The 13,274-nt window shown below is 71.9% G+C and carries 12 protein-coding genes and 1 pseudogene; 6 read left to right on the top strand and 7 right to left on the bottom strand.

Features of this window, described 5'->3' with window-relative positions; all coding sequences use genetic code 11:
- Positions 1 to 243: 243 nt before the first annotated feature.
- Positions 244 to 2,355 (top strand): phosphocholine-specific phospholipase C, encoded by a 2,112-nt coding sequence (locus ACGF12_RS37030; RefSeq protein ID WP_393040545.1) that lies wholly within the window; start codon positions 244 to 246, stop codon positions 2,353 to 2,355.
- A gap of 108 nt (positions 2,356 to 2,463) precedes the next feature.
- Positions 2,464 to 3,273 (top strand): phosphotransferase, encoded by an 810-nt coding sequence (locus tag ACGF12_RS37025; protein ID WP_393040542.1) that lies wholly within the window; start codon positions 2,464 to 2,466, stop codon positions 3,271 to 3,273.
- 26 nt (positions 3,274 to 3,299) lie between these two features.
- Here ACGF12_RS37025 and ACGF12_RS37020 read toward each other — a convergent pair whose 3' ends face one another.
- Positions 3,300 to 3,959: a hypothetical protein gene (locus ACGF12_RS37020; RefSeq protein ID WP_393040539.1), complete on the bottom strand. Its 660-nt coding sequence runs from the start codon at positions 3,957 to 3,959 to the stop codon at positions 3,300 to 3,302.
- A gap of 450 nt (positions 3,960 to 4,409) precedes the next feature.
- On the opposite strand from ACGF12_RS37020, the gene ACGF12_RS37015 reads away from it, so the two are divergent.
- On the top strand, positions 4,410 to 5,120 hold the full coding sequence (locus tag ACGF12_RS37015; protein WP_393040536.1) for a hypothetical protein: 711 nt from the start codon (positions 4,410 to 4,412) through the stop codon (positions 5,118 to 5,120).
- Between the two features lie 87 nt (positions 5,121 to 5,207).
- On the opposite strand, the gene ACGF12_RS37010 is transcribed toward ACGF12_RS37015, so the two are convergent.
- Positions 5,208 to 5,819 (bottom strand): TIGR03086 family metal-binding protein, encoded by a 612-nt coding sequence (locus ACGF12_RS37010; RefSeq protein WP_393040533.1) that lies wholly within the window; start codon positions 5,817 to 5,819, stop codon positions 5,208 to 5,210.
- A gap of 190 nt (positions 5,820 to 6,009) precedes the next feature.
- Positions 6,010 to 7,593 carry a phytoene desaturase family protein gene (locus ACGF12_RS37005; RefSeq protein ID WP_393040530.1) on the bottom strand — a complete coding sequence of 528 codons (1,584 nt, stop codon included), beginning with the start codon at positions 7,591 to 7,593 and terminating at the stop codon, positions 6,010 to 6,012.
- Positions 7,594 to 7,729: 136 nt separating this feature from the next.
- Between ACGF12_RS37005 and ACGF12_RS37000 the strand changes: the two genes are divergently transcribed.
- From ACGF12_RS37000 to ACGF12_RS36990, 3 genes are all read left to right on the top strand, one after another.
- On the top strand, positions 7,730 to 7,873 hold the full coding sequence (locus tag ACGF12_RS37000; RefSeq protein WP_393040527.1) for a hypothetical protein: 144 nt from the start codon (positions 7,730 to 7,732) through the stop codon (positions 7,871 to 7,873).
- A 184-nt stretch (positions 7,874 to 8,057) separates the two neighbouring features.
- On the top strand, positions 8,058 to 8,795 hold the full coding sequence (locus ACGF12_RS36995) for a hypothetical protein (RefSeq protein WP_393040524.1): 738 nt from the start codon (positions 8,058 to 8,060) through the stop codon (positions 8,793 to 8,795).
- An 82-nt stretch (positions 8,796 to 8,877) separates the two neighbouring features.
- Positions 8,878 to 9,615 (top strand): VOC family protein, encoded by a 738-nt coding sequence (locus tag ACGF12_RS36990; RefSeq protein WP_393040520.1) that lies wholly within the window; start codon positions 8,878 to 8,880, stop codon positions 9,613 to 9,615.
- 345 nt (positions 9,616 to 9,960) lie between these two features.
- Here the strand turns inward: ACGF12_RS36990 and ACGF12_RS36985 are convergent, their stop codons facing one another.
- The 4 genes and pseudogenes from ACGF12_RS36985 to ACGF12_RS36970 all read right to left on the bottom strand — a co-directional run.
- The gene (locus ACGF12_RS36985; RefSeq protein WP_393040517.1) at positions 9,961 to 10,320 is read right to left on the bottom strand and encodes a VOC family protein; all 360 of its coding nucleotides are present in this window, start codon (positions 10,318 to 10,320) and stop codon (positions 9,961 to 9,963) included.
- Positions 10,321 to 10,468: 148 nt separating this feature from the next.
- On the bottom strand, positions 10,469 to 11,716 hold the full coding sequence (locus ACGF12_RS36980) for a TniQ family protein (RefSeq protein ID WP_393040514.1): 1,248 nt from the start codon (positions 11,714 to 11,716) through the stop codon (positions 10,469 to 10,471).
- Complete coding sequence (locus ACGF12_RS36975; RefSeq protein ID WP_393040511.1) at positions 11,713 to 12,756, bottom strand: ATP-binding protein; 1,044 nt, start codon at positions 12,754 to 12,756, stop codon at positions 11,713 to 11,715. The genes ACGF12_RS36980 and ACGF12_RS36975 overlap by 4 nt, the downstream gene beginning before the upstream one ends.
- A pseudogene (locus tag ACGF12_RS36970) lies at positions 12,747 to 13,274 on the bottom strand (integrase); the annotation flags it as partial. The gene ACGF12_RS36975 and the pseudogene ACGF12_RS36970, both read right to left, overlap by 10 nt.

Raw genomic sequence — 13,274 nt, 5'->3', positions numbered from 1 at the left:
AGCTAAGCCTCACAGCGCCGATGGTACTGCAGGGGGGACCCTGTGGGAGAGTAGGACGCCGCCGAACAATCATTCAGAAGAACCCCCATCCGGATTCCGGATGGGGGTTCTTCGCGTTTCCCCGTCAGGAGTTGGCCGAAAGCTCATGCGACGTTCGCCTGCGGACTGTGTTCGGCCTGCCTGTGGCCCCTATGTTCGAGCCTCCCCGGCCCACCCATGCCTTTATGACGGGAAGGACCTCACATGGCCTCCATCGACCGGCGCCGATTCCTCCAGCTGGGCGGCGCTTCCGTCGCCGCCGCAGGCCTCGGCGCGTTCCCGCCCGTGGTCAGCAAGGCTCTGGCCCTGCCCGCGATCAGCAGGACCCGTTCGATCGAGGACGTCGAACACGTCGTCATCCTGATGCAGGAGAACCGTTCCTTCGATCACTACTTCGGTACCCTCCGAGGCGTGCGCGGGTTCGACGACCCGCGCCCCACGCAGCTGCCGGACGGCCGGCCGAACTGGCACCAGCCCGCCGCCGCGGTAAAGACCGGTCGCTACTACGACCGCGGTCTGCCGGCCTCCGAGCAGGAGGTGTTGCCGTGGTACATCGACCCCCGGAACACCACCGAGCACCAGGCCGGTACCGACCACGGTTGGAGCAGCGGCCACCTCGCCTGGAACGAGGGGCGCCACGATCAGTGGGTGAACCAGAAGCAGGACGTCATGACGATGGGTCACCTCAAGCGCCAGGACCTGCAGTACCACTTCGCCCTGGCCGACGCCTTCACCGTCTGCGATTCGTACTTCTGCTCGGTCCACGCCGACACCGCCCCCAACCGCATCTATCTCTGGACCGGCACCAGCGATCCCCGCAACGTGTACGGGCGCAAGCCCAACGGCCCCGGCCTGTGGGAGCGCAACGGCACCAACGGCTACACCTGGACGACGTACCCCGAGCGACTGGAGTCGGCCGGCGTCAGCTGGAAGCTGTACCAGGGCGGTTCGGGCGAGCCGGGCACCCCGACGGACAACTACACCGACAACTCGCTGATGTTCTTCGAGCGGTTCCAGGTCGCCGAGGGTGCGTCGGGTCCGCTCGTCGACAAGGGGGCGACCGACCACACGCTCAAGGAGTTCCGGGCCGACGTCGAGCAGGGCCGGCTGCCCCAGGTCTCCTGGATCGTCCCGCCGTACAAGTACAGCGAGCACCCCTCCGCCACGCCCACCGACGGCGCCTACTACATCAACCTCGTACTGGACGCGCTCACTTCGAACCCCGAGGTCTGGGGCAGGACCGTCTTCCTCATCAACTACGACGAGAACGACGGCCTGTTCGACCACGTCGTCCCGCCGATGCCGCCGGTGGTCAGCCGCGCGGGCGGCCAGGGGCTGGTCTCCTCCGATCTGGAGGCGAGCCTCGGTGACGAGCTGCTCGACCTCGCCAAGTACCCGGGTGAGATGAGTCCGCTGGTCCCCGGTGCCGACCGGGGCGGGCTGCAGCCGATCGGCCTCGGCCCGCGTGTGCCGCTGCTGGTCATCTCCCCGTGGTCGCGCGGTGGTTGGGTCTGCTCGGAGACCTTCGACCACACCTCGGTGCTGCGGTTCCTGGAGGCCCGGTTCGGGATCGAGGAGCCCAACATCAGCGCCTGGCGCCGGTCGGTCTGCGGCGACCTCACCTCGGCGCTCGACTTCTCCGGCGCGGACGCGCGGCGGGTGTCGATCCCGGTGCCCGCGCCGATCGCCTCCCAGGGCAAGCCTTACCAGGTGCCGTTGCCCCAGCGGATGCCCACCCAGGAGCCGGGCACCCGCCCGGCCCGCGCCCTCCCGTACGACCTGCGGGTCAACGAGGAGGAGACCGACACCGCGGGGCGGTTCCAGCTCGAACTGGACAACCAGGGCTCGGCGGGCGCGTGGCTGTACGTCCACGACCGGACGGCGCCGACGGCGGCCCCTCGCCGCTACACGGTCTCGGCCGGCGACACCCTCGGTGACCACTGGCCGCTGACCGGCGCCGGCGGTTACCACCTCGTCGCCCACGGACCCAACGGCTCGGTGCAGGAGTTCGAGGGCACGGCCGGGGCCGAGCTGGTCGCGCGCTTCGAGCCGTCGAAGGAGCAAGTGCGCGTCACGGTCTCCAACAACGGGTCGACGACCCGGACGGTGACCGCCGGGAACGCCTACGCGAAGGGTTCGCAGCAGAGCCGCACCCTCCGCCCCGGCGCCTCGGCCCGGTTCACCTTCGACCTGCGCGCCGAGAGCCGCTGGTACGACGTCACCGTCGAGGCCCCGGACGGACCGGCGTTCCGCCGCCGCTGGGCCGGACACCTGGAGAACGGCCACCCCGGCACCAGCGACCCCGGCCCGCGCTGATCACCACCCCCGTGGTGCCGGACCGCGAGCGTTCCCGGGGATCGCTCGCGGCCCGGCACCGCCTCAACTCCCGCCACGCTGACCAGGGCGTACGGCTAGGCTGACCCGGTGATCGAGGACGGTGCGACGGACAAGGGCAGCGTGACCACGGTACGGCGGATCGGCGAAACGATCCGCCGGCCGGTCGGCGAGTGGACGCCGGCGGTGCACGCCTTGCTGACCCACCTGGAAGCGGTGGGTTTCACCCGGGCCCCGCGACTCCACGGCATCGACGGCACCGATGAGGTGCTCTCCCTGCTGCACGGCGAACCCGCGTTCTCGCCCTGGCCGCCGGCTCTGCGCTCGACCGACGGAATCAGCGAGCTGGGGCACTGGCTGCGCGAGTACCACGAGGCCGTCCGGGACTTCCGGCCACCGGCCGACGCGCGCTGGCAGGGCCAGGAGGAGGAGTGGCGGCCCAGCCTGGTCATCCGGCACGGCGACCTCGGGCCGTGGAACTCCATCTGGGACGGCGACCGGCTGGTCGGCTTCATCGACTGGGATTTCGCAGCACCCGGCCACGCCCTCGACGACCTCGCGCAGCTCGCCTGGTACGCGGTGCCGCTGCGGCCCGCCGATCAGCAGCGGAGAGCCGCGATCGTCGGCGAGCACACCCTGCGGAGCCGCCTCAACGCCCTCTGCGCCGCCTACGGCGCGCAGCCGGCCGCCGTGCTCGATGCGCTGGACGCCGTCCAGTCCCGCGAGGCCGAGCGCATCGAACGGCTCGGCGGGATCGGCCAGGAGCCGTGGGCGAGCTTCCTCGCCCGCGGTGACGCGGCCGAGATGGCGGCCGAGCGGGCCTGGCTCCGCTCGAACCGCGCGGCCCTCCTCCTGGACGGTTCGGTCGACTCGGACGGTTCGGTCGGCTCGGGCGGCTGAACTACCGCGCCCCCGGCAGCCGGGGTTCAGCCGGTCGGCTGCGCGGGCCGCCCCGGCACCCACAGCGGCACGGGCTCGCCGCGCGGCATGGCGCGCGCCGCGCCCTCCTCCAGCCACCCGTCCACCCGCTCGGGGTCGCCCTCACTCAGGTCCACCAGCGCGGCGGCGGCGATCCGGGCGCAGCACAGCACGAGCGCGAGGGTGTCCTGGCGGCGGTGCCGCTCCCGCACGTACGCGGCACCGCGCTCCTCGATGCGCCGGCCGTGGGACGGCCCGTCCTCGGCGGCCAGCGCCTGCACGCCGTGCCACACCAGGGTCAGCGCGCAGGGCTCGGCCGGGTGTGCCACGCCCTCCCGGTGTGCCTGCTCGCGGGCCTCGGCCGACCGCTGCCCGAGCCACCCCAGGGCCGCCGGCCCGTCGTCCGCACAGGACCGGAGGACCAGCTCGGCGGCCTGTTCCGCGACGGCCCGCAGCACGGCCGGCGCGGGCACCCGCAGGCCGGGCGCCGGTGCGTCGCCGAACGACAGCCACGCATCCGCGAACGAGGCGGCCCGTAGACCGCCCACCCAGGCGGGTGCTCCGCCGGTGGCGCCCAGCCATTCCCGTGCTCCCAGCCGGACCAGCCCCACCGCGACCAGTCGCGTCGCGTCCCCGTCCAGCCCCAGCGGCCGTCCACTCCGCACCACACACCCCCACCAGCACTCGTCACCCCGTGGGCACACATCCCACCACACCGGGAAGCGAACGAACTGGACAGGGGCACGTCACATCTCGGGACCGAGGGGTTCGCGCCTGCCGGGCGCGGTGGCGCGGCGACCGACCGGGGGAGGCCGGGGAGGCTCCGTGGCCGCGGCGGAGGACGGGACGGCCGTCCCGCGAGACCGGACGGCTCGGCTCGCAGGTGCCGGCCGGCGCCGGATGCTCGTGCGGCGCCGGCGGCCCCTTGTCCGTCACGGCGGGGCGGGACGGCGGATCGTCATGGCGGCTTTCGGACAAGCTGATCCCCGCCGCCGATTTCCCGGGATCTCCACTGAATCCCCACGCCTTCACCACGCTAGGGTGACTCCCGTTCCGCCGCCGGAAGTCCGGCGGTGGAACGCTTCGCCGACCACCGATTCGACTGGAGTGAGCGGGATATGAGTGTTCATCAGCTACTGAGGCGTGCGACAACCGCGGTGATCGGCAGGGGGATCGGGGCGGCCGCGGCGGCGTTCGCGCTGGTCGTGGCCGTCGTGCTGGGCGGTACGGTCTCCGGGATGTCCGTGGCGGAGGCCAAGCCCGCGTGGGGTGGTGCGGGCAAGTGGGCGTGCTCCGGGCAGCCGGTCGCGGCCGGGAACGTCATCACCGACTACGACGGCAAGGGCTGTGGCGGGTACGGCTCCTGGTACCAGCAGCCGGCGAAGGACGGGATCTGGACCTGCTCCGGCTCCCCGGTGGTCGCCGGTTACGTGATCACCGACCACACCACCTCCGGCTGCCGGGGCATCGGCTCGTGGCGCCACAGCCTCGTCCACGACGGAATATGGACCTGTTCCGGTTCGCCGGTCGTGCCCGGGTACGTGATCAGTAACCACCTGCGGGCCGGTTGCGGCGGCATCGGGAGCTGGCAGCACAACCTGCCGCACGACGGGATCTGGACCTGCTCGGGCTCCCCGGTGGTGGCCGGTTACGTGATCACCGGGCACACCACCTACGGCTGCGACGGCGCCGGCTCCTGGCGCCACAACACCGCCCGTGCGGGCCTGTGGGCCTGCCCGGGCTCGCCCGTCCCGCCCGGTTTCCGCTCCACCAGCTACAACGCCGGCGCCTGCGACGGCCTCGGCGGCTGGCTGCTCGCCCGCGCCTGACGACCAGCCCGGCCCCTCCCCGCGCCCCGTCCGCACCGGGGCGGGGGAGGGTCTCGTTCGTCCGTGCGCAGATCCGTTCGTCCGTCGTCAGATCCGTTCGGCGGACCAGTACGGGTCGCGGCCGGTGAGGGCGAGCAGTTGGTACTGGGCGTCGGCGCCGGGGGGTGTGGTGAGCGGGGGATCGAACAGGCCGGTGCCGGCCAGGTTGCGGTAGCCCTGGAACTCCGCGAGGGCGTAGCGGGCTGCGCCGGTCGGCATTCGGCCGTTCTCGCCGAGCGCCCGGGCCAGGTCCCAGCCGTGGACGACGGTTTCGGCGGTCAGTTCGCGGGCGTACCCGCCGACGTCGCGCAGGCCGTAGGACAGGTGCACCAGGCGGTCGGGGGCACCGGGCTGGTGGAGCGCGCGGACCGCGGTGTCGGCGGCCAGGGCCCACACGCCGACGGGGTTGCGCCCCAGGACGTCGCCGTCGAAGCGGTGGCCGATCGCCTCGGGGGTGTAGCCGGCCACCGCCTGGCAGACCCAGAGGTGCTGCGCGGCGAGGTGGTTCACCAGGGCGCGGACGTCCCAGTCCCGGCAGGGTGTGGGTGCCGTCCACCGGTCCTCGGTGACGGTTCGTAGCAGGCGGGTCACCTCCGCCGCGGCGGCGATGTAGCGTTCACGGACTTCGGCGTGGAACCCGGGTGGGTGCGGACATTCCATCGGAGGGCCTCCCTCCTTCCCTGCTCACTCTCAGTAAATCGCTACTGGGAGTGACCTGCCAGGTTTCCCGAGGCCGGACCCCTTGCGCAGGCCGGACAGGCCACCTGCGAGGGCCGGACGGCCACCGGGCGATCGCCGTGGGTGACCGGCGGGTGGCCGGCGGGTGGCCGGCGGGTGGCCGCCCGGCCCGTCAGCGGTCCGGGTCGGCCAGGACGGCCTGCGCCGCGTTGTGCCCCGGGATGCCGCTGACCCCGCCGCCCCGGACGGCCCCCGCGCCGCACAGCAGGACGTTCGGATGGGCGGTGGCCACTCCCCAGCGGGCGGCGGCGCTGCCCGGTGCCTCGTGCTCGACGGCGAACGGGAAGGCGAGGTCGCGGTGGAAGATGTGGCCGCCCGGCAGGCCGATCTCCCGCTCCAGCTCCGGCGGGGTCCTGGCCTCGACGCAGGGCCGGCCGTCGGCGTCCGTGGCCAGGCAGTCGGCGATCGGCTCGGCCAGCACCGCGTCCAGCTGCGCCAGGCTCGCGGCCAGCGCTCGTTCCTTGGCCGCCGGGTCGCCGAACAGCCGGGCGGGCATGTGCAGGCCGAACAGGGTGAGCGTCTGGAAGCCCTGTCGGAGGGCCTCCGGGCCGAGGATCGAGGGGTCGGTGAGGGTGTGGCAGTAGATCTCCGACGGCGGCGCGGAGGGCATCCGGCCGGCCCGCGCCTCGGTGTACGCGGTCTCCAACTGGCGGTAGCCCTCGGCGATGTGGAAGGTCCCGGCGAAGGCCTCGCGCGGGTCCGCGGCGGTGTCCCGCAGGCGCGGCAGGCGGCGCAGCACCATGTTGACCTTCAGCTGGGCGCCCTCCGGAGCGGGCCCCGGCTCCTCGCCCAGCAGCCGGGCCAGGGTGGCCGGCGCGGCGTTCACCAGCACCCGGCGCGCCACCGCCGTCGCCTCGCCGTCCCGGTGACGGTAGGACACCTCGGCGTCGCCGCGGCCGTCGGTGGCGATCGCGGTGACCTCGCAGCCGGTTTGGATCTGCGCGCCGGCCGCCAGCGCCGCTTCGGCCAGTGCGCCGGTCACCGCGCCCATCCCGCCGACCGGGACGTCCCAGTCGCCCGTCCCGTTGCCGATCACGTGGTAGAGGAAACAGCGGTTCTGCCGGAGCGAGGGGTCGTGGGCGTGGGTGAAGGTGCCGATCAGTGCGTCCGTCAGGACCACCCCGCGCACCAGGTCGTCGGCGAAGGCCCGCTCGACGGCCTCGCCGAGCGGCCGCTCGAACAGGTCCGTCCAGGTGTCCTCGTCTCCGATCCGTCGGCGCAGTTCGGCGCGTGAGGGCAGCGGCTCGGTGAGCGTCGGGAACACCCGTTCGGCGACCTGGCCGGTCATCCCGTAGAAGCGCTGCCAGGCCTGCCACTCCCGGTCGGTGCCGGTCAGCGCCCGGAACGAGTCCCGGGTGCGGCCGGGGTCGGCGGCGTCCACCAGCAGTCCGGTGGGCTTCCCGTCCCGAACGGTGGGCGTGTACGAGGCGATCCGGCGCCGTCGCAGGTCGAGCCGCAGCCCGAGGTCCCGGACCACCTGTCGCGGCAGCAGGCTGACCAGGTAGGAGTAGCGGGACAGCCGGGCGTCCACGCCCGGGAAGGCCCGGGTGGAGACCGCGGCTCCGCCGACCCGGGGCAGCTGTTCGAGGACCAGCACCCGCCGCCCGGCGCGGGCCAGGTAGGCGGCCGCGACCAGGCCGTTGTGCCCGCCGCCGACGATCACGGCGTCGTACCGGGAGGACGGGTGGGTGCTCATGGAGCCACGTTACGGCGTTTCGCGGGGGTGGGGAACAGTCCTGCATGGGGCGGCCGGCGGCCACCTCGGACCGGGGGCGGGCGCCGGACCCGTCCCGCCGGGCCGGCTGTCGGTGCCGCTGGCCAGGGTCTGCGGTATGGCGACAGTGACCTTCGTCGACGAGACGACATCGGGGCTGCGGCGGGACGCCTGGCGGCTGTGGCTCCCCGTCGACGAGGAGCGGTTGACGCTGCGCGAGCTGATTGTGCGACATCCCGCGGGTTCTCCTGAGCCCCGCTGAGTGTCTGAGGCTGTGGCCAGCGGCTTCGTCCTCCTTCGAGTGCTCTGCTGGCTTGTGACGTAACTTCGGGATTCCTGAAGCGTTCTCAGCTCATGCGACCGATCTGCGGTCCGGTCGAAGGCGAGGAGGCGCGGGTTGACGGCGCTGGCGGGTTGACTGCACCCTCGCCGACGACCACCCCGGCGTGAACGGCAGGATCGGCGTGCTCAGCGCCCGGTACACCGCCGCGGTGTTCGCGGTGCACCGGCCGCCGCCGGAGGGCTCGCTGGTCCTCAAGCTCCACGCCGATCCGGCCGCCTACGCCGGGGAGACGCTGGCGTACGCGCCGCTGGCTGGCACTGCCCCCATCGCCCGGCTGTACGCGGAGGGCGAGGAGTCGCTGTCGCTGCTGCTGGAGTACCTGCCCGAGCCCGCCGACTGGAGCGGGCCGCGGATGCCCGCGGTGCTGGCCGAGCGCGTCGCCGCCGTGCACACCGCCTCTCTGTGGCTGACCGGGGAGGCCGCCGAGGCGATGGCCGGTTTCACCATCGCCGCCCTGCAGGGCGCCCCGGCGCCGGCCTGGATCGCGGACCCGGGAGCGTACGGCGAGGTCCTGGCCGCCCACGCGGACGCCTACGGCCCCGACCTGGTGCCGCTGGGCCACCTCGACCTCAAGCCCGAGCACCTGCGCCAGCGCCCGGACGGCGAGGTGGTGCTGCTCGACGTGGAGAGCGTGCGCCCGGACGTGACCGGGCTGATCGACCTCGTCACCCTGCCCGCCGTCCTGCGGCAGGCCGGGCACGAGCTCGGCCCGGATCAGGTGCTGGGCCTGTACCGGGACGCCACGGCGGCCCGGGGCGCCAGCTGGACAGCCGGCTCGCTGAAGTCCGCCCTGCGCGCGTACGCGGCGGCCTCCGGGCTGGAGAGCCTGCACGGCCTGTGACCCGTCTCATCGAAGTTTGACCAGTCTCAGCGAAGTTTGACCGCGTACTTCTGGCTCTGGGCCCGGTTCTAGGATTTGCGGCATGGCAACAAGACTCGTGCAGATCAATATGAAGGCCCAGGACGACTCCGTGCTCGGCCGGTTCTGGGCGGAGGCACTCGGTTGGGGTGTCGACAGCGAGGGACCCGGCGTGACGAACCTCGAACCCGTGGGCTTCGACTACCCCGACCCCACGGCCGTCTGCATCGACATCATCACCCGCCCCGAACCCAAGACGGTGAAGAACCGGGTGCACATCGACCTGGCCACCACCTCGGCCGCCCACCAGGCGGAGTTGGTCGCGCATCTGAAGGACCTCGGCGCGACCCTCGCTGATGTGGGCCAAGGCGATGTCCCCTGGACGGTCATGGCCGACCCGGAGGGCAACGAGTTCTGCGTCCTGGAACCCCGCCCCATCTACCGGGACACCGGGCCGATCGCCGCGGTGGTGGTTGACTGCGCCGACCCGCGCGCGATGGCCCGGTTCTGGGGCGAGGCGACGGACTGGACGGTGCACGAGGTCGCCGGCGACCACGCCTCCCTGCGCTCCACCCAAGGCGTCGGCCCCTACCTGGAGTTCGTGTGCACTCCCGATGTCAAGAGCGGGTGGAATCGCGTCCACCTCGATGTCGCCCCCTACCTCGATGACGACCCGGCGGCAGAGGAATCCCGGCTGCGCGCCCTGGGCGCCACCGACCCTGGCATCGACCAGTCCTCGATCTCGTGGAAGATTCTGGTCGACCCGGAGGGCAACGAGTTCTGCCTCCTCAGCCCTCGCTGAGCCCGAGCGACGGCTCCGACCGGCTCGGGTCAGCGGCGAAGACGGCGTGGGGTCAGCGCAATGCCGCCAGAGACGGGGTGGCGTCCCCGGTGATCCAACGCGCCTCGTCGGACGCCAGGAAGGTCACGAGCGGGCCGAAAGCGCCGGAGCCCAGCGTCAAGGATCTCTCCAGGGCCCGCGTCCCACCACCCGTCAAGATCACCTGCCGGGTCGCCCGGACGGTCAAACCTCGCTGAGACTCGTCAAACAATGTTGAGACGGGTCAGCCTGGACCGGTGAACGCCGAACGCCCGCTGCCCCGCCGGATTCCTCGGTCCGGCCGGGCAGCGGGCGTTCGCATGCCGTCTACGGGCCCTCGATGCCGACAATGGTGCCGAACGGGTCGCACAGCTGGGCGATGCGCCGGCCCGGCCCGATGGTCAGCGGCCCGCGGTGGTGCTCGCAGCCGGCCGCCAGCAGCCGCTCCCGGACCCGGTCGACGTCATCCACGCCCCAGTACACGACCGGGCTGCCGCCCCTGGGGTTGCGTTCGTCGTCCGCCGGGTGGAAGCCGACCTCGACCCCGCCGATCTCCACCCAGGCGTAGACCGCCCCGGTGTCGCTGACGTCCAGCTTCACGGGGACGTCCAGGAGCTCACCCCACCACCGGGCCGACGCCTCGGAGTCTGCGGCGAAGGTCATCACGGTACGTACAGCGTTGAACACGGGTGTCCCGTCTCATTTGATCTTGCCGGTAGTCGAAGCTGTGACCAGCGGTGATGCATGGTCGGGTGAGACGGATCTTCGGCGGAGTCTCAGTTGACGTTGCCTGTCGGCGGCACTTCGGTGAGATTGTCTCAGTTGATGTTGCCGGTCAGCGGTCGTAGAGCGCTGACCGGCGGCGGTGATCGGCCTGTCGGCAGCGGCCCGAGCAGAAGCGAGCGTCGGCACGACGCTCCAGTCCTGCCAGCCAGGTGACCCCGCAGACCGGGCACTCCCTCGTCTGCTGCCGCGAGGCGGCGTCACGGAGCGCGCGGTCGTTCTGCTGGCGGCGCCAGTTGCGCGATCGGCATACGGTCGAGCAGAACAGCTTGTTCGACTTGGGGGCCTTCAATTTGGTGCCGCAGCTGGCGCAACTGCCCCGGTCGTCGGTGTCAGGGGAGAGGAGATCGTTGAGTCTGCGGGTGAGCTGGTCCAGCGGCTCCGGGTTGTGGGTGCGGGGCTCGTTCGGCATTGGGAACGGGTGGTTGGGCAGGGTGCGGTAGTAGCGCTCTTCCTCGATCCAGCGGACGAGCGGGTCCGCGACGCCGGCACCCTCGTATCGGTAGCCAGGTGCGACTCGGGCGCGGACTTCGCGGATGAAGCGGCTGAAGTCCTGGGAGTTGCCGGTGAAGGGGAGGCCGCGGAGCTCGGGCGAGGCCAGGAGGTCGGCGAGCGCCACGATGTCGGGGTAGGCGCTGGCGATGAGGCGGGGGTCCTCGCGGTAGGTGCCGGCACCCGGCGGGATGAAATGCCGCAGCCTGCGGTCACGCTGCTTCCGGAACCTGCGACCGTCCTCCCACCATCGCCAGCACCAACCGCCGGCTTGCCGCATGGCGACCACGGCGGTCTGCCAGCCGTGTTTGCGAGCCAAGTCGTGGTGGTCTCGCTGGGCCTGGATGATCTCCGGCAGCGGCCGGACGTCGAACTGGTCGTGGTAGGTGTCCGTCCAGCGCCCGTGGCGGAGACAGAGCCGGGTGCTGGTGCGGACCCAGTGCCGGGCTCGGGTGAAGACCCCTTTGGCGGCCAGGCAGAGCGTGCAAGCGGCCTGGACTCGCCAGCCATGGTCCAGGAGGTGACAGGCCGGGGGAAGGCCCTGGGTCAGGTCCGAAGTCCGCAGGTCGGGCAGGGCTTTCAGGAGTCGGTCGCGGGGGTGGCCGGACAGGTCGCTGATGGCGTCGACCAGTGCCAGCGGGTCGGGGTGGAGCCGGTGGCGGTTGTCGACGTGCTCGTGGAGTTCGAGGTGGGAGATCCGGTTCGCCGCGGCGAGCCGGTAGACGTAGGAGTCCCAGGTCTCGTGGTGGAGAGGGGGCAGGGTGCGCGGGAGCTTGCGTAGCCGCGGCGGCGGCAGGCGCCGGTTCAAGCGGCCTCTCCGCCGTCGTCCTCTTCGGTGGCTGTGCTGGGGCTGTCGGACTGGGTGTTGTGGTCGACCGGGATGGACTCCAACAGCCGCCGGGTGATGCGCTCGCTGTCGTCGGCGATCGCGCTGATGGCCGCCGCGCGGATGAGGTGGGACAGACTGCTGATGCTGCCGCCGGTGCGGGCGTGGAGGTACTTCGCCAGGCGGACCAGGCTGCCGAGCTCGTGGTGGTGCAGCCGCAGCGCGTCCTCCATCAGCGCGATCATCGAGCGCCATTCGGCCTGGTAGGAGAAGTTCCCGGTGTACTTCATCACGCAACGGGCCGCGATCTGCTTGCCTCGAACACCGGTGAACAGGCCCTCGCGCTCGACGTTGATGCCGGCGTAGACGAAGGTGGCGGGGATGTGCTCCGCGAAGTACTTCAGATGGTCCGACAGGTCCTTCCCGGTCGAGGTGGCCATGTTGATGTTGTGGATCTCGTCCACCAGCACCAGGTCGCAATGGGCGTCAGTGAGGATCTCGCAGACGGCATCCGCGATGTCCATCTCGTTGTGCCGGGCCTTCATCGGCAGGCCCAGGAAGTGCGCGAAGCGGGTGGCGAGTTTGCGCGGGGACCCGTTCGGCGGTGCGGAGACGTAGACGACCGGGATGCGGTCGTGTCCCGGGAAGCGCTGGCGCACTCGCAGTTCGTGGGCACGTCCCAGCTGCTTGATGGCGGTCGACTTGCCCGTCGCCCAGGGCCCGGAAACGATCAGCCCTCGGCGAGCGCTGATCTCCCTGCGGTTGACCAGGGTCAGCAGCCGGCCCTGATGGAGGACGTCCCGGACAGTCGGAGTCTCCACAATGACCAACTCGGAGTGGTAGTTGACCCGGGCTTCGTCGTACTCGTCCCGGGGGCGCGGGTCCAGGCCCTTCCACTCCTTCTCGGGCAGCAGGTCGAAGGCGATCGGGTCCTCGTCGACGAAGCGCCGCCAGCCTTCCAGCGTGGTCGTGGGCATCCGCCGGTCCTCGGGCTGCCCGAACTCCCGGGTGTTCACCACCATTTCTTGGCCTCCTTGCGTGCGTCGAACACTTTCAGCGGGACGACGTCGGCGAGCGGCTCGTCGGCCTCGGTCTCCTCGTCGTCCGCAGTCGGGGCGGCCGGCCCGGGTGGCGGGGCCGGCGGGTGCTCGGGCCGTGGCCATGCGGGTTCGCCGGTGGCCTGGGTGCGGGCGGCGACCTTGCGGTCCCGGCGGGTCTTGCGGTCGCGTGCCGGTTTGGGTGGCGCCGGGACGGCGTCGGGGCCGGCGACCACCCGCTCCATCAAGCCGTCGACGGCCTTGGCGATAGCGCCCTCAGCGATGTGTTCGCCCTGTTCGCGCAGGTTGCGGGCCTCGTGGTCCCAGGCCAGTTCACCAAACGGGGTCGGTGCAGTGGACAGCAGCCGCCAGGGAACGGTGATCCACCTTCCGCCGTCGCGGTTGTTGCGGAGCCAGACGAGCCGGATGTCGTAGGGGTCGTGGCGGACTTCCCAGAGGTTCTTCCGCTCGGTGATCCCGGACTTCTCCCGCCGGATCCCGTC

This window comes from Kitasatospora sp. NPDC048296, from assembly GCF_043201815.1.
Taxonomy (GTDB): Bacteria; Actinomycetota; Actinomycetes; order Streptomycetales; family Streptomycetaceae; genus Kitasatospora.
The sequence above is the reverse complement of the archived record's forward strand: the minus strand, read 5'-3'. Positions and strand labels throughout refer to the sequence as shown.